The organism is Microvirga sp. Mcv34 (assembly GCF_024519725.1).
In the GTDB taxonomy this organism is placed as follows: Bacteria; Pseudomonadota; Alphaproteobacteria; order Rhizobiales; family Beijerinckiaceae; genus Microvirga.
In genome coordinates this window covers 36,946-51,465 of sequence record NZ_JALJRK010000028.1, presented here as the reverse complement: position 1 = coordinate 51,465, position 14,520 = coordinate 36,946, and the positions used below count along the sequence as shown (strand labels likewise).

Sequence of the window (14,520 nt, the reverse complement as noted above, 5' to 3'; positions counted from 1 at the left end):
TCTGTTGCTCAACGATTGTTGCCGTTGCCTGGACCACTGCTTGTGCAGTTGTTGCAATCCGTGTTGCCTTTGTCGATCTGACCTTTGGGGCCTGATACTTCAACCGAGCCCGGATTATCTTTGTAGTTCTCGTTGTTCAGGTTTCCCTGCCCCGTGTCTGAAGAAAATCCCGTTTTATTGCCTTGTGCCCAAGCGCCGCTCGCAGTGACGATGATTAGGGACAAGGCCGCAGCTGTAGCTAGAGCTTTCTTCATAGCTCGTCTCCTCTTGCTGTTTGGATACAGCACGTCGAGTCTAAGCCCCATTTCATTCTCTGCAAGCTTAACGTAGATCAATTCTATGCGTATAGCACTTAATATTTGATGTATTGATGGAAAAATTACAGTATTGAAGGATGTATGCCTTTGATGAAAAATCTTTCCATAATATCTGAATATATAGAAATCTATAAATTCTTATATCGTTTCGGCGGTAAGACCGTATCGATCTTGCATTTAGTGGCTTTGCGCCAAGCTTTGTTGCCTCCCGCAACGGCAGGGTTTCTCAATTTTTGATGGATGGGCTTGTTCAGCGTCCGATCCCGCGTGCGTCTCACGATGAACGGGAAAAGCGCAGAGCGGATGATCTATCGCTGATGATGTCGCTGCATTGTGAAGTCGTCTGGGACTTACTTTCTGAACGACTCGATCAACCGCTCCGCCGTGGCGGGATTGAGCGCCATGGGGATGTTGTAGACGAGGGCGAGGCGCATCAGCGCCTTCACGTCCACGTCGTGCGGATGGGGCGAGAGCGGATCGACGAAGAAGAAGAGCGCGTCGATCTTTCCGTCCGCGATCATCGCGCCGATCTGCTGGTCGCCGCCGAGCGGTCCGCTCTTCAGGCGTGTGACGGACAAGGACGGGCAGCGCTCCATCACGCGCCCTCCGGTCGTGCCGGTGGCGAAGAGGGCGAAGGGCCGGAGGTCGTTCTCGTACTTGGCCACGAATTCGGCCATGTCGGCCTTCTTGGCATCGTGAGCCACGAGCGCCAACGTCAATTGCTTCATGGGAGGAACAGCTCAATTGCTCCAGCGGTCACGCCACTGCATCTCGCCGGCCATGCAGTTGGTGCGCGGAGGGGACTGAATGCGGTTGATCAAGAACTGCCCGGGCATCAGATTGGCAACTTCCAGCAGGATCTTGGTCTTGATCGCCTCGATGAACTGATCGCGTTCGCGGGCTGGTACCGTGAACGCGCCCTGGCCGCCGATGACGCAGTCCCTGTAATAGATGTCGAGATCCGGGATGTCGAGGTAGCCGGGCTGGCGCAGCATGATCGGCAGGCCGTTGATGATGATGCCCTTGGCCACGGCCGCATCGCGCGCTTCGACCACGAGCCGTCCTTGGTTGTTGGGCCCGTCGCCCGAAACGTCGATGACGCGCCGGGCCGCGTTGAGGCCGCTGTCATCGAGAAGCTTCACGCTAAAGTCAATGGCGCTGGAGATCGAGGTCCGCTGTGCACGGCGCAAGGGCGTCGAGGAGATCTTGTCCGCGAAGGCCATCAGGCTCTCGGAATTGTCGAGGATGGTCCAAGGGACGATGACCTTCTGGTCGGGCGAGCCCGCCCATTCCATGTAGGTCACGGCGATCCGGCCCAGCATCCCGCCGCGGATCGCGTCGTGAACGAGCTTGGAGCGAAAGGCCTGGGCGAAGCCCTCCCGCTGCAGGGCCTGCTCGTCCGTATCCATGGAGAAGGAGATGTCGACGGCCAGCACGAGGGCGAGGTCGACCTCCGTCTCGGGCTGGGCCTGGGCGTGGGTTGCGAAGAGCCCCATGAGGCAGGCAAGGCCCGCGGCCAAGCGGATGAAGCCGGAACGAACCATCGGTGTCTCCTTGTCGGGAGCCGGATTGGTCAGGCGAGTGTGCCAGCTTCTGAAACTAAGGCAAGGACACACCGGGACCAGGGGCGGCCACAGGCATGGCAGCGCGGGGCTTCGGCTCCTGGGCGCAAGGATCGTCTCTGACGTGGGAGTAAGCTGCGATTTATCGATCGGCCTTCGCGAACCGCCTGCGTTCCACGAGGTCGAGCGCCGCCTGGAAGGCGCCGTCGGCATCCAGGTGTGTCGTGTCGAGGGTCATGGCGTCGGCGGCGGCCTTCAGCGGCGCGGTGCTGCGGCTCATGTCGCGCTCGTCGCGGCGGCGGATATCCACCAGGATGGTCTCGTACTCCGCCTGCTCGCCCCGGCTCAGCAGTTCCCGATAGCGCCGCCGGGCCCGTTCCTCGGGGGCTGCCGTGATGAAGAGCTTCACCTCGGCATCGGGGCAGACCACCGTTCCGATGTCCCGCCCGTCGAGCACCGCGCCGGGTTCCTGGGCGCCGAACTGGCGCTGGAAGGCGAGGAGCGCATCCCGGACCGGCTGATAGGCCGAGACTACGGATGCGGCCTCGCCCATGGCGGCGCCGCGCAGGCGGGAATCGTCTTCGAGGTGGCTGACGTCCAGGTCCAGCGCCGCTTGCGCGGCGGCATCCCGGTCCGTGAGAGGAATGTCCCGGTCCATCAGCACGCGGGCGACGGCCCGATAGAGCAGTCCCGTGTCGAGGTGAGCGAAGCCGAAATGCTCGGCCAGGCGCTTGCCCAGGGTTCCCTTGCCCGAGGCGGCAGGTCCGTCGATGGCGATGATCATGGGCGGCTCAATCCTGGATCGTGGCGCCGAGCTCGCGCATGAGCGGGATGAAGGACGGGAAGCTCGTGGCGATCATGGCGCCGTCATCGACCGTCATCGGCTGGTCGGTCGCCAGGCCCATGACCAGGAACGCCATGGCGATGCGATGGTCGAGATGGGTGGCGACCGGGTTGCCGCCGCCGCGAACCTTGCCGTTCGAGCCATGGACGAGCAGGTCGTCGCCTTCGATCTCGTGCGCGACGCCGGCCTCCGCGAGACCCGCGGCGACGGCCGCGAGGCGGTCGGATTCCTTCACGCGCAGCTCATGGAGCCCCTGCATCCGGGTCGTGCCCTCGGCGAAGGAGGCCGCAACGGCCAGAATCGGGTACTCGTCAATCATCGACGGCGCCCGGGCATGGGGCACCGTGACGCCGGTCAGGCGACTGTGACGGACGCGCAGGTCGGCGACCGTCTCGCCGCCCTCGTCCCGCTCGTTCAGGCGCTCGATGGAGGCGCCCATCTCGATCAGCGTGGTGATGAGGCCGGTGCGCAGGGGGTTCATCATCACGCCCTCGATGACCACGTCCGACCCGGGGGTGATCAGCGCCGCCACCAGGGGGAAGGCCGCCGAGGAGGGGTCCGTCGGCACGACGATATCGGTGCCGCGCAGCTCAGGCTGCCCCTGGAGCGTGATGGCGCGGCCGTCCGCCCCGTGCGGCACGACCTCGACGCTCGCCCCGAAATGGCGCAGCATCCGCTCCGTGTGATCGCGGGTGGCTTCGCGCTCGATCACCGTGGTTCTGCCGGGGGAGTTGAGGCCGGCGAGCAGGATCGCCGACTTGATCTGGGCCGAGGCTGCCGGGGTCTCATAAGTGATCGGGATCGTCTCCTTCGGGCCGCGCAGGGTGAGAGGCACACGCCCGCCCTCGGCCTCGCTGACCACGGTCACGCCCATTTTCGTCAGTGGATCGAGGATCCGACGCATGGGGCGCTTGCGCAGGGAGGCGTCGCCGTCGAAGGTGCTGGTGATCGGGTGGCTTCCGGCCACGCCCATCATGAGGCGCGACCCGGTGCCGGCATTGCCGAAATCGAGCACGTCCTTGGGTTCCACTAAGCCCCCGATACCCGCGCCGACGATCCGCCACCGGCCGGGCGCCTCGCGGGTGATGGTGGCGCCGAGCGCCCGGCAGGCCTCGGCGGTGCGCAGCACGTCGTCGCCCTCGAGAAGACCTTCGACCCGTGTTTCGCCGATGGAGAGAAGCCCGAAGATCATGGAACGATGGGAAATCGACTTGTCGCCGGGCACGCGGATGCGCCCCTTCAGGGGTGTTCCGGACCTGCTGGCTACAGGGGACGGCGTTCCGTGCGCATGCGACATTTTCGGGTTCCTCGAGCTCCTTGTCCGGCCGGGCTCCTAACACGGAGGGTTCCCGCCGTCACGCGCAAGCTGACACGAGCCTTCGCCTGCTCTTGCAATTTCCTATTTGACAAGCCATTCCCTCATGACTAACGGAGCGTTCCCAACCTTTCACACGTAATCAAGGCAATCACCGTGGCCAAACCGGAACTCGGCTTGAAGCGCCAGTGCATGAGCTGCGGCGCGAAATTCTACGATCTCAACAAGGACCCGGCGGTCTGCCCGAAATGCGGCACCGTCTTCCAGGCCGTCGCCATGAGCCGCGTCGCCGCCCCCGTGGCCGCCCGCGCCGCCGCCGCCCCTGACGACGACGAGACCGAGCTCGAATCGACCGGGCCCGAGATGGTCTCCCTCGACGAGGTCGAGGCCGGCGAGAACGAGAAGGATATCCCGGTCGACGACGATATCGACGTGGCTGACGACGTGGCCGACGACGATACCTTCCTCGAGGACGAGGAAGAGGGCGACGACGACGTGTCCGACCTGATCGACAGCGATCTGGAAGACGACGAAGAGGCTTGAACCTCGGATCGGAGGCGACTATAGAGACGCCTCTGCTTCGCCAGAGACCGCTGCGGACCCCAAGCGCCGCGGCCGAAAATGGGGCCATAGCTCAGCTGGGAGAGCGCTTGCATGGCATGCAAGAGGTCGGCGGTTCGATCCCGCCTGGCTCCACCAAATCCCTCAAAAAGAGCCGCCTTCTGGCGGCTTTTTTGTTGCCTGATCCTGGCCGGAGAGCTGAATATACTCCCAAAGCATTGTCTTTAGGCTGATCGTTCGTCCTTTTTCTGATGGAAACGACGTCGATCTTCATTTTTAGTCGCAGTGCCTTAAGCTAAGGCAAAGCCCTTTAGCACCGAAAGCGGGAACGATGACGACGCGCGTCCAGACGAACGGCCTCCAGGTTGCACCGGTTCTTCACGATTTCATCGAACGGGAAGCGCTCGCGGGCACGGGAGTATCGAGTTCCGCCTTCTGGGCCGGCCTGGCCGGGCTCGTCCGGGATTTCGCGCCCCGAGACCGCGAGCTGCTCGCCGTCCGCGACAAGATCCAGGGGCAGATCGACGAGTATCACCGCAGCCGGGCCGGGAAGGCCTTCGATCAGGCGGATTATGAGCGCTTCCTGCGCGATATCGGCTATGTGCTGCCCGAGCCGGAGGATTTCTCGGTTCAGACGCATCACATGGACGACGAGATCGCCCGCATCGCCGGTCCCCAGCTCGTGGTCCCGGTCTCCAATGCCCGCTATGCGCTCAATGCCGCCAATGCCCGCTGGGGCAGCCTCTACGATGCCCTCTACGGCACCGATGCGATCCCCGAGGACGACGGCGCCACCCGGTCGGGCGGCTACAACAAGGAACGCGGCGCCAAGGTCGTCGAGCGCGCCCGCGAGGTGCTGGATCGGGCAGCACCGCTCGCCGGCGGCAGCCATCGGGACGCGGCCAGCTATGCGGACAGGGACGGAGCTCTCATCGTCACCCTGCAGGACGGCACCGAAACCGGCCTGATCGACCCGACCCAGTTCGTCGGCTACCAGGGCGATGCGGCCAGCCCGTCCTCCGTGCTCCTGCGCCACAACAACCTGCATCTCGATATCCGCATCGACCGCTCGCACCCGATCGGCGCCGAGGATCCGGCCGGGATCGCGGACGTGGTGATGGAATCGGCCGTCTCCACCATCATGGACCTGGAGGATTCCGTCGCGGCCGTGGACGCCGAGGACAAGGTCCAAGTCTACCGCACCTGGCTTGGGCTCATGAAGGGCGACCTCGTCGAGAGCTTCGAGAAGGGCGGCAAGACCGTCGAGCGCCGTCTCAACCCTGATCGCGTGTACACCATGCCGAGCAGCGGGGAACTGCGCCTGCATGGGCGCAGCCTCATGCTGGTGCGCAATGTCGGCCACCACATGTTCACCGATGCGGTGCTGGACGAGGCGGGCGAGGAGATCCCCGAGACCATCCTCGATGCCGCCGTCACCTCGCTGATCGCCATCCACGACCTCAAGGGCACCGGTCCGCTGCGCAACAGCCGCGCGGGCTCGGTCTATATCGTGAAGCCCAAGATGCACGGGCCCGACGAGGTGGCCTTCGCCAACGATCTCTTCGCGGCCGTCGAGGACATGCTGGGTCTTGCCCGCAATACGCTGAAGATGGGCATCATGGACGAGGAGCGGCGCACCACCGTCAACCTCAAGGCCTGCATCAGGGCGGCGGCGGAGCGCATCGTGTTCATCAACACGGGCTTCCTCGACCGCACCGGCGACGAGATCCATACCTCGATGGAAGCCGGCCCCATGATCCGCAAGAACGACATGAAGTCGACTGCATGGATCAAGGCCTACGAGGACAACAACGTGGATGTGGGGCTTCTCTGCGGCCTGCCCGGCAAGGCGCAGATCGGCAAGGGCATGTGGGCGGCGCCGGACAAGATGGCCGACATGCTGGCGCAGAAGATCGGCCATCCGCAGGCCGGCGCCAGCACCGCCTGGGTGCCGTCGCCCACGGCCGCCACGCTCCATGCGCTGCATTACCACCAGATCGACGTTCCCGTCCGCCAGGAGGAGCTGAAAGCGCGTCCGCGCGCCAAGCTCTCCGACATCCTGACCATTCCGGTCTCCCAGTCCAACTGGGCGCCGGACGCGGTGCAGCAGGAGCTCGACAACAACTGCCAGGGTATCCTGGGCTATGTGGTGCGCTGGATCGACCAGGGCGTCGGCTGCTCCAAGGTGCCGGATATCCACGATGTGGGGCTGATGGAGGATCGCGCGACTCTGCGAATCTCGAGTCAGCACCTCGCCAACTGGCTGCGCCATGGCATCGTGTCGAAGGACCAGGTCATGGAAACCCTGCGCCGCATGGCGGCCGTGGTGGACCGGCAGAACGCGGGCGATCCCGTCTATCGTCCCATGGCGCCCAAATTCGAAGGCCCGGCCTGGAATGCCGCCTGCGACCTGGTCTTCAAGGGCGCCGAGCAGCCCAACGGCTACACCGAATGGATCCTGCATGCGCGTCGCCGCGAGGCCAAGGCCGCAGGGGCGCCGGACCGCAGCCAGGAGAGCGGCGTCAAGACGAAGTCGCAGGCGAAATAAGCAGGAAAGGGGCGCCGCTGGTTCGGCGCCCTTTTCGTTTAATCGTGATGCTCAGCCGGCGCGGGAGCGAGCGCGTCGACCGTGCCGCCGATCAGGTTGCGGCTCAGAAGATGCTCCGTCGTGAGCGCGAAGCGGACGGGCGCGAGGCTCGAGGGTAGGGAGGCCATCCAGTCCTTCAGTCGGTGCGCGGCGGCCAGGGCCTCGTCCCGTTCCACGGCCCGGAAACGCACCTCCGTGCCCGGACGCATCTGAGCCAAGCGGGCGAGATCGGCGCTGATCACGGTGGCGATCTTGGGATAGCCACCCGCCGTCTGCCGGTCGCGCATCAGCACGATGGGCTGGCCGCTGCCCGGCACCTGGATATGGCCGTCCACGATCCCGTCCGACACGATGTTGAAGCCCTTGGCGTGTTCCAGGCGCGGGCCGGTGAGCTGGAAGCCCATGCGGTCGGCCTGCTGGCTGATGGTGAACGCGCTCTCCAGGAACGCGCGGATCGTTTCCGGCGTGAAGTAATCGTCCTGCGGGCCCAGCATCACGCGGATCGGGCCGCTCTCCTCCAGGATATCGGCGGTCAGTTGCATCGGCTCCCGGTCCTGCGCCTCCGGCCGGCCAGGAAGGCGGTCTCCCGCCTTCAGCGGAGCGCCTTTCAGGCCCCCCAGCCGGGAGCGCAGGTGGAACGACAGGCTTCCCAGTTCCGGCGCGACCGCAAAACCTCCCGCAACGGCAAGATAGGCAAAAGTGCCGGTCCGCAGATGTCCCACCTCCAGGACCTGGCCTTCCTTGAGGATTGCGGAGGTCTGCGGCGCCACCGGCGTTCCGTCGATGCTGGCGGAGCATCCGGCGCCGACGAGCGCCACATGAAGGTCGCCGCCCTCGCACGTGAAGGCACCGCCGAGATTCACGAACTCGATGGCGGCCGTCTCGGGCGGGTTGCCGACGAGCGCATTGGCCATCGCCAGGGCGCGGCGGTCCATGGCGCCCGAGGGCGAGACGCCGAAGCCCTGGTAGCCGATGCGTCCGCGATCCTGCAGGGAGGTCATCGGGCCGCAGGATTTCACCACGAGATCGGTCATGGGCGTACCTCCTCGGCCACGGGCTCGCCGGCAAGCGCGGCCTTTTCCAGCGCCTCCCACCGCGAGGCTTCGACCGGCTCGAAGACGATTTCGTCGCCGGCCGCGAACAGGAAGACCGGGTCGCGCCCCGGCGCATAGGGCCGAACCGGCGTCAGCCCGAGATTGTGCCAGCCGCTCGGCATGTCCATGGGGGCGATGCCCGCCTGCTCGCCGCCGATCATGATCGTGCCGGCCGGGATCTTCGCCCGGGGGTGAAGCCGTCGGGACGTGGCGATCCGCTTGTCGAGCCCACCGAGATAGGTGAAGCCCGGCAGGAAGCCGATCATGTAGATGCGGTAGACGGCCGAGGAATGGATGTCGATCACCTGGTTCGGTGTCAGGCCGTGCAGGCTTGCCACCTCTTCGAGGTCGATGCCGTATTCGCCGCCATAGACGACCGGCACGCGCCAGCGCCGACCGACGGCGTTGCGGGGCGGCAGGTTCTGCGTTTCCGCTTCCAGGAGGGCGACCAGCGCGTCGTAATCGGTGGCCACCGGATCGAACTGGATCGTGAGCGAGCGATAAGTCGGCACCGTCTCGATCAGGCCCGTCGGGGCGCGGCTGCGGACGATGTCGTCCAGCGCGAGGACCATCCCGTTGATGTCCGGGTCGATCGTGGCACCGAACTCGACGGTGACGGCGCTGTCGCCGCAGGGAAGGATTTTCGGTGTCGGCACGATGCACCCCTGTTGACGAACCGGAAGGGCCTCATGCCCGCATCTCATATTGCCGCCGATCCGGCAACGGGTCCCGGAGCCAGCGGGCCATGCATCCGGAGCAGGTGAGGGGGCTTGCCCGAGGGTCAGCCTTCCATGCGCCTTTTTGCTAGACTCAACCTCGTCCCGTTCTTCGTGTTATGCCATCCCATCTCATGCCTGGAGCCCAGGCTTAAGCGGAGTAGATCATGACTTTGACATCCAAGACAGCTGTCGTGACAGGCTCGACCAGCGGCATCGGCCTCGCCATCGCGCGAGCTCTCGCTAAGGAAGGGGCCAATGTGGTCATCAACGGCTTCGGCGACGCGGGCGAGATCGAGAAGACGCGCGCGGGCATCGAGAGCGAGTTCGGCGTCAAGGCGATCTATTCACCGGCCGACATGTCGAAGCCGCACGAGATCGAGGAGATGATCCGCCTCGCCGAGCGCACCTTCGGCAGCGTCGACGTCCTGGTCAACAATGCGGGCATCCAGTTTGTCTCGCCGGTGGAGAATTTCCCGGTCGAGAAATGGGACCAGATCATCGCCATCAACCTGTCGTCCGCCTTCCACGCGATCCGCGCGGCGGTGCCGGGCATGAAGGCGCGCAAATGGGGCCGCATCATCAACACCGCCTCGGCCCATTCGCTGGTCGCCTCGCCGTTCAAATCGGCCTATGTGGCGGCCAAGCACGGCATCGCGGGCCTCACCAAGACGGTGGCGCTTGAGGTGGCGACCGACGGCATCACGGTCAATTGCATCAGCCCCGGCTATGTCTGGACACCGCTCGTGGAAAAGCAGATCCCCGATACCATGAAGGCGCGCGGGCTGACCAAGGAGCAGGTGATCAACGACGTGCTCCTGGAGGCGCAGCCCACAAAGCAATTCGTGACCGTCGACCAGGTGGCGGCGCTCGCCGTGTTCCTGTGCTCGGACGCGGCAAGCCAGATCTCCGGCGCGAATATCTCGATGGATGGCGGCTGGACCGCGAAGTAACTCTTACGATCGTCATCCCGGACGAAGCGCAGCGCAGATCCGGGATCGTGCACAGGAGATACCGGTGGCTCTCTCTCATTGAGGGAGAGGTATTTCTGCGCCATTCTCGTAATGCGATCCCGGATCCAAGCTCATGCTTGGATCCGGGATGACAGCTTGATCAGACATCCTTATCCCGCAAAGGCATCCGTCGCCTCGATGAGGTGATGGGTGATTCCCGGCTCGCTTACCGCGTGGCCCGCATCCGGCACCATGATGAACTTCGCCTCGGGCCAGGCCTTGTGCAGCTCCCAGGCGGTCTTGGCCGGGGTGGCGATGTCGTAGCGGCCCTGGATGATCACGCCCGGGATGTTTTTCAGGCGATGGGCGTCGCGGATGAGCTGCCCGTCCTCGAACCAGCCCTCATTGACAAAATAGTGGTTCTCGATCCGGGCGAAGGCGATGGCGTAATGCTCGTCGCCGAACTGGTCGCTGTAGTCCTGGTTGTGCAGGAGCGTGATCGTCTCGCCCTCCCAGAGGCTCCAGGCCCGGGCTGCCTTCGCCCTGACGGCCGGGTCGGAATCGATCAGGCGCCTGCGGTAAGCCGCCATCAGGTCGCCGCGCTCCTCCTCGGGGATCGGCGCGAGAAAGCCCTCCCACTTGTCCGGGAAGATCCAGGAGGCGCCCTCCTGATAGTACCAGAGCAGCTCCGGGCGGCGGAGGGTGAAGATCCCGCGCAGCACCAGTTCGGTCACGCGCTCCGGATGCGTTTCCGCATAGGCAAGGGCGAGTGTCGAACCCCAGGAGCCGCCGAACACCATCCACTTGTCCACACCCATTAACGCGCGCAGGCGCTCGATATCGGCCACGAGATGCCAAGTGGTGTTGGCCTCGAGGCTCGCATAGGGCGTCGAGCGCCCGCAGCCGCGCTGGTCGAAGAGCAGGATGTGGTACTTGTCCGGATCGAACAGCCGGCGCTGGGTCGGCGTGCAGCCGCCGCCCGGGCCGCCATGAAGGAAAACAACGGGTTTTCCCTGCGGGTTGCCGCACATTTCCCAATAGACCCGGTGACCGTCGCCGACGTCGAGCATGCCGTGATCGTAGGGTTCTATTTCGGGGTAGAAGGTGCGCATTGCGAGAGCTCCATCAGGGGAAGCCTATCCATAGCGGGGCAGGGGAGGGCTGTCAGCCATTCAGGAAGGTTAGTAAGCCGGCTTCGGACCCCCTAGCGCGTCGTTCAACTGTCATATAGTTTTGCAACTGGGGAACATGGGTAAAAAGCCCAGCCACACTGGAGGATGAAGATGTTGACCAAACGCGCCAGCCTGAAGCTGGCTACGGCTCTCGCCGCTCTCATGGTCGTCGGTACGGCGCAGGCCGCCGAGAAGCTGCGGCTTCTGACCTGGGCCGATTACGCACCGAAGGATGTGATCGACCAGTTCACGAAAGAGACCGGGATCGAGGTCGAGGTGACCCTCTCGAACAACGAGGAAATGATCTCCAAGCTGCGCGCCACACAGGGCACAGGCTTCGACCTCGTCCAGCCGAGCCAGGACCGCATCGCCGGCCCGCAGGCGGAGTTCGGCATCTACAAGCCGCTCGACCTCTCGAAGCTCAAGTCCGATCAGTTCATCGCCTCGATGCTGGAAGCGACCAAGAAGAACACCACGGTCGGCGGCAAGGTCTACGGCGTTCCCCATATCTGGGGTACCGACGGCCTGATCGTGAACACCAAGGCGGCCCCGAAGGTCGCCGATTACAACGATCTCTGCGATGCCGCCCTTGCCGGCAAGACCAGCTTCCGCGCCAAGCGTCCCGCGCTCATCGCCTTCGCCTTCGCCAACGGCATGGATCCCTTCGCATCCTATGGCGACGCCAAGGCTTATGCGGCCATGATGGACAAGGTCGGGGCCAAGCTCGCCGAGTGCAAGAAGAACGTGAAGTTCTTCTGGGACGGCAAGGACCAGCTCCTCAACGCCCTGCGCTCCGGCGAAGTGGTGGCGGCCATGGCCTGGGACACGGGCGGCTGGAAGCTCAATTCCGAGAACCCCGACATCAAGTTCATCGCTCCGAAATCGGGCGCGCTGGGCTGGGTCGACACCTTCGCGATCCCCGCCAAGGGCCGCAATGACGATGCCGCCTATAAGTGGATCAACTTCAACATGAAGCCCGAGATCGCCGCGAAAGTCGCGGCCTCCGCGGGCAACTTCACGGCTTCGAACGGCGCCGACAAGCTCATGCAGGGCAAGCTGAAGGATCAATTCGCCGAAAGCTTCCCGAAGGCCGCCATCGACAACATCAAGTGGTATCCGGCCGTGCCGGCCGGCATCGAGGAGATCGAGGGCAAGGTTCTCGATCGTCTGAAGGCCGGTTCGTAAAAAGCCCGTCCGAGAGCATCGGACCCGCTTTCGGGTCCGATGCTCAATTCCTTAAGCGCATATCGTTCGGCTGCCCCAGAAGGCAGCGTTCGTGAAATCCGGGTTCACATTCCGCATGATGCGCTTGTCTATCACCATCCCCGGCAGGCATCGGATCCGAAGTGGATTGTCCATTTGGGATCCGGTGCCCGTTTCAAGCAGCGCCGTTCGAATCCGCACGGTGCGCGTGCCGCGGGAATGATCTTTCTCACGTAGCAGCGTTATGGCCCCTTCAACTGATCTCGATATCGTCAACGTCACGAAGCGTTTCGGTAGCCATGCGGCCGTCGACGACGTGACGTTCAGCGTCGCTCCCGGTGAGTTCTTTTCGATCCTTGGTCCCTCCGGCTGCGGCAAGACCACCCTGATGCGCATGATCGCGGGGTTCGAGCATCCGACCTCCGGCGACATCCGCATTCGTGGGCGCTCGATGATCGGCGTTCCGGCCAACAAACGCCCGGTCAACATGGTGTTTCAGAGCCTCGCGCTCTTTCCCATGATGAGTGTGGGCGAGAACGTGGCCTATGGGCTCTCCTGCCGCGGCGTGCCCCGTGAGGATGCGCAGGAGCGCGCGGAGCGCATGCTGGAGCGCGTCGGCCTGAAAGGTTTCGGCGAGCGTCGCGTGATGGCTTTGTCCGGCGGCCAGCGGCAGCGCGTGGCCATTGCCCGCTGCCTCGTGCTGGAGCCGACCCTCGTGCTCCTCGACGAGCCTCTCGGCGCCCTCGACCTGAAGCTGCGCGAGCACATGAAGATCGAGCTGAAGCAGCTGCAGGGCACCTTCAACACCACCTTCGTGTACATCACGCACGACCAGTCCGAAGCGCTCGTCATGTCCGACCGCATCGCCGTGATGAACCAAGGCAAGTTCGAGCAGGTGGGAAGCCCGCGCGAGCTCTATCACAACCCGGCCACGCCCTTCGTGGCGAGCTTCGTCGGCGAGACGAACCGCTGGCCGGGAGAGATCGTGTCGTCGTCCGATGGCACTGTCGCCCTGCAATTGCCATCGGGCATGGTGACTCAAGGGTCAGGCCGTGTCTCGCAGAAGGCGGCTATCGCCTTCGTGCGACCGGAAGCGATCGCCCTGGCGCCGAGCCAGCCGGCTTTGCGCGACCTCCCGAACCGCTTCGAGGGACGGGTCTCGGCCGTGCTCTTCGACGGGGCCAATTCGAGCCTACTCATCGACACGCTCGGCTTCGACCAGCCGGTCCGTGCCGTGCTGCCCCAGGCAGGTCCCCTTGCCGGCATCGAGGTCGGTGCGCCGATCCATGTGGGCTGGACGGCGGATGCCATGAAGGTCTTCGCCGCATGATGACGAAACAGGCATCGCGCCTCACGTTCTTCCTGCTGGTCGCTCCCGCGATCCTGTGGCTCGGGCTTCTCATCGTGCTGCCGCACGTAGAGATCCTCGTCCTCTCCTTCAGCGAGCGCGTCGCGCCGCGGGTCTACGCCTTCGGCTTCGGCAATTACCTCGAGTTCTTCACCGAGCCGCTCTACTGGCGCACCTTCGCGCGCACGGCCTTCATGTCGATCCTGGTGACGGCCCTGACCCTCGTGCTCGCCTTTCCCATCGCGCTCTACATCGCCCGCGTGGCGCAGGGGCGCGTCAAGGCGATGCTGCTGCTGCTCTGTCTCCTGCCGTTCTGGGTGTCGGAACTCGTGCGCACCCTCGGCTGGATGATGCTTCTGCGCGAGACGGGCGTGATTTCCTATGTCCTTCGTGCGGTCGGCCTCGCAGACCAGCCCGTGGAGCTTCTCTATAACGACGGCGCCGTGATCCTGGGCCTCGTCTATGGCGGCCTGCTGTTCATGATCGTGCCCCTGGCCAACGCGCTGGAAAGCCTGGATCAATCCGTGGTCGAGGCGGGCTTCGATCTCGGCGGCAGCCGCTGGACGGTTCTGCGCCGGATCGTCATTCCCCATGCGATGCCCGGCATCGTGGCGGGCTCGATCATCGTATTCATGCTCACCGTCGGCAACTTCGCCACGCCGGTGCTGCTCGGCGGCAAGAACGGCCTGTGGTTCACCGAGCAGATCTACGCGCAGTTCATCACGCGCTTCAACTGGCCCCAGGGCGCGGCCTTCGGCATGCTGCTCCTGCTGCTCTCCTCGGCCATCGTGTGGCTGGGCCTGCGCCTCACCGGCCAGAGCCTCGGCACCACCCTGAAACAGGCCTGA

At 64.5% G+C, this 14,520-nt stretch carries 14 protein-coding genes and 1 tRNA gene; 7 read left to right on the top strand and 8 right to left on the bottom strand.

Annotated elements, in window-relative coordinates:
* Nucleotides 1-8 precede the first annotated feature (8 nt).
* From OC446_RS16030 to aroA, 5 genes are all read right to left on the bottom strand, one after another.
* Complete coding sequence (locus tag OC446_RS16030; protein WP_262030017.1) at nt 9-254, bottom strand: hypothetical protein; 246 nt, start codon at nt 252-254, stop codon at nt 9-11.
* Nucleotides 255-667: 413 nt separating this feature from the next.
* On the bottom strand, nt 668-1,045 hold the full coding sequence (locus OC446_RS16025; protein WP_262030016.1) for a methylglyoxal synthase: 378 nt from the start codon (nt 1,043-1,045) through the stop codon (nt 668-670).
* 12 nt (nt 1,046-1,057) lie between these two features.
* Nucleotides 1,058-1,861: a DUF1194 domain-containing protein gene (locus OC446_RS16020; protein ID WP_262030015.1), complete on the bottom strand. Its 804-nt coding sequence runs from the start codon at nt 1,859-1,861 to the stop codon at nt 1,058-1,060.
* Between the two features lie 160 nt (nt 1,862-2,021).
* Nucleotides 2,022-2,663 carry a (d)CMP kinase gene (gene cmk, locus OC446_RS16015; protein WP_262030014.1) on the bottom strand — a complete coding sequence of 214 codons (642 nt, stop codon included), beginning with the start codon at nt 2,661-2,663 and terminating at the stop codon, nt 2,022-2,024.
* Nucleotides 2,664-2,670: 7 nt separating this feature from the next.
* Nucleotides 2,671-4,020, bottom strand: coding sequence for a 3-phosphoshikimate 1-carboxyvinyltransferase (gene aroA / locus OC446_RS16010; protein ID WP_262030013.1), 1,350 nt, complete (start codon nt 4,018-4,020; stop codon nt 2,671-2,673).
* A 174-nt stretch (nt 4,021-4,194) separates the two neighbouring features.
* Between aroA and OC446_RS16005 the strand changes: the two genes are divergently transcribed.
* The 3 genes from OC446_RS16005 to OC446_RS15995 all read left to right on the top strand — a co-directional run bounded on the left by OC446_RS16005 (nt 4,195) and on the right by OC446_RS15995 (nt 7,147).
* Nucleotides 4,195-4,581 (top strand): TIGR02300 family protein, encoded by a 387-nt coding sequence (locus tag OC446_RS16005; RefSeq protein ID WP_262030012.1) that lies wholly within the window; start codon nt 4,195-4,197, stop codon nt 4,579-4,581.
* An 80-nt stretch (nt 4,582-4,661) separates the two neighbouring features.
* A tRNA-Ala gene (locus OC446_RS16000) sits at nt 4,662-4,737 on the top strand.
* Nucleotides 4,738-4,930: 193 nt separating this feature from the next.
* On the top strand, nt 4,931-7,147 hold the full coding sequence (locus OC446_RS15995) for a malate synthase G (protein WP_262030011.1): 2,217 nt from the start codon (nt 4,931-4,933) through the stop codon (nt 7,145-7,147).
* Between the two features lie 38 nt (nt 7,148-7,185).
* On the opposite strand, the gene OC446_RS15990 is transcribed toward OC446_RS15995, so the two are convergent.
* On the bottom strand, nt 7,186-8,220 hold the full coding sequence (locus OC446_RS15990) for a biotin-dependent carboxyltransferase family protein (protein ID WP_262030010.1): 1,035 nt from the start codon (nt 8,218-8,220) through the stop codon (nt 7,186-7,188).
* A complete protein-coding gene (gene pxpB, locus OC446_RS15985; RefSeq protein WP_262030009.1) occupies nt 8,217-8,984 on the bottom strand; it encodes a 5-oxoprolinase subunit PxpB in 768 nt (255 codons plus the stop codon). Before pxpB ends, OC446_RS15990 begins: the two co-directional genes overlap by 4 nt.
* Nucleotides 8,985-9,163: 179 nt before the next feature.
* On the opposite strand from pxpB, the gene OC446_RS15980 reads away from it, so the two are divergent.
* The gene (locus OC446_RS15980) at nt 9,164-9,949 is read left to right on the top strand and encodes a 3-hydroxybutyrate dehydrogenase (RefSeq protein ID WP_262030008.1); all 786 of its coding nucleotides are present in this window, start codon (nt 9,164-9,166) and stop codon (nt 9,947-9,949) included.
* 170 nt (nt 9,950-10,119) lie between these two features.
* Here the strand turns inward: OC446_RS15980 and pip are convergent, their stop codons facing one another.
* Nucleotides 10,120-11,061 carry a prolyl aminopeptidase gene (pip, locus tag OC446_RS15975; protein ID WP_262030007.1) on the bottom strand — a complete coding sequence of 314 codons (942 nt, stop codon included), beginning with the start codon at nt 11,059-11,061 and terminating at the stop codon, nt 10,120-10,122.
* Between the two features lie 171 nt (nt 11,062-11,232).
* Here pip and OC446_RS15970 point away from each other — a divergent pair, with 171 nt between their 5' ends.
* The 3 genes from OC446_RS15970 to OC446_RS15960 all read left to right on the top strand — a co-directional run bounded on the left by OC446_RS15970 (nt 11,233) and on the right by OC446_RS15960 (nt 14,520).
* Complete coding sequence (locus tag OC446_RS15970; protein ID WP_262030006.1) at nt 11,233-12,306, top strand: extracellular solute-binding protein; 1,074 nt, start codon at nt 11,233-11,235, stop codon at nt 12,304-12,306.
* A 262-nt stretch (nt 12,307-12,568) separates the two neighbouring features.
* Entirely contained in the window at nt 12,569-13,654 is a 1,086-nt protein-coding gene (locus OC446_RS15965) for an ABC transporter ATP-binding protein (protein WP_262030005.1), read from the top strand.
* A complete protein-coding gene (locus OC446_RS15960; protein ID WP_262030004.1) occupies nt 13,651-14,520 on the top strand; it encodes an ABC transporter permease in 870 nt (289 codons plus the stop codon). Before OC446_RS15965 ends, OC446_RS15960 begins: the two co-directional genes overlap by 4 nt.

What these genes read in the sequence shown, in the direction of transcription:
- OC446_RS16030 (WP_262030017.1), bottom strand. Translation starts at nt 254, where the DNA reads ATGAAGAAAGCTCTAGCTACAGCTGCGGCCTTGTCCCTAATCATCGTC.
- OC446_RS16025 (WP_262030016.1), bottom strand. Translation starts at nt 1,045, where the DNA reads ATGAAGCAATTGACGTTGGCGCTCGTGGCTCACGATGCCAAGAAGGCC.
- OC446_RS16020 (WP_262030015.1), bottom strand. Translation starts at nt 1,861, where the DNA reads ATGGTTCGTTCCGGCTTCATCCGCTTGGCCGCGGGCCTTGCCTGCCTC.
- cmk (WP_262030014.1), bottom strand. Translation starts at nt 2,663, where the DNA reads ATGATCATCGCCATCGACGGACCTGCCGCCTCGGGCAAGGGAACCCTG.
- aroA (WP_262030013.1), bottom strand. Translation starts at nt 4,020, where the DNA reads ATGTCGCATGCGCACGGAACGCCGTCCCCTGTAGCCAGCAGGTCCGGA.
- OC446_RS15995 (WP_262030011.1), top strand. Translation starts at nt 4,931, where the DNA reads ATGACGACGCGCGTCCAGACGAACGGCCTCCAGGTTGCACCGGTTCTT.
- OC446_RS15990 (WP_262030010.1), bottom strand. Translation starts at nt 8,220, where the DNA reads ATGACCGATCTCGTGGTGAAATCCTGCGGCCCGATGACCTCCCTGCAG.
- pxpB (WP_262030009.1), bottom strand. Translation starts at nt 8,984, where the DNA reads ATGAGATGCGGGCATGAGGCCCTTCCGGTTCGTCAACAGGGGTGCATC.
- OC446_RS15980 (WP_262030008.1), top strand. Translation starts at nt 9,164, where the DNA reads ATGACTTTGACATCCAAGACAGCTGTCGTGACAGGCTCGACCAGCGGC.
- pip (WP_262030007.1), bottom strand. Translation starts at nt 11,061, where the DNA reads ATGCGCACCTTCTACCCCGAAATAGAACCCTACGATCACGGCATGCTC.
- OC446_RS15970 (WP_262030006.1), top strand. Translation starts at nt 11,233, where the DNA reads ATGTTGACCAAACGCGCCAGCCTGAAGCTGGCTACGGCTCTCGCCGCT.
- OC446_RS15965 (WP_262030005.1), top strand. Translation starts at nt 12,569, where the DNA reads ATGGCCCCTTCAACTGATCTCGATATCGTCAACGTCACGAAGCGTTTC.
- OC446_RS15960 (WP_262030004.1), top strand. Translation starts at nt 13,651, where the DNA reads ATGATGACGAAACAGGCATCGCGCCTCACGTTCTTCCTGCTGGTCGCT.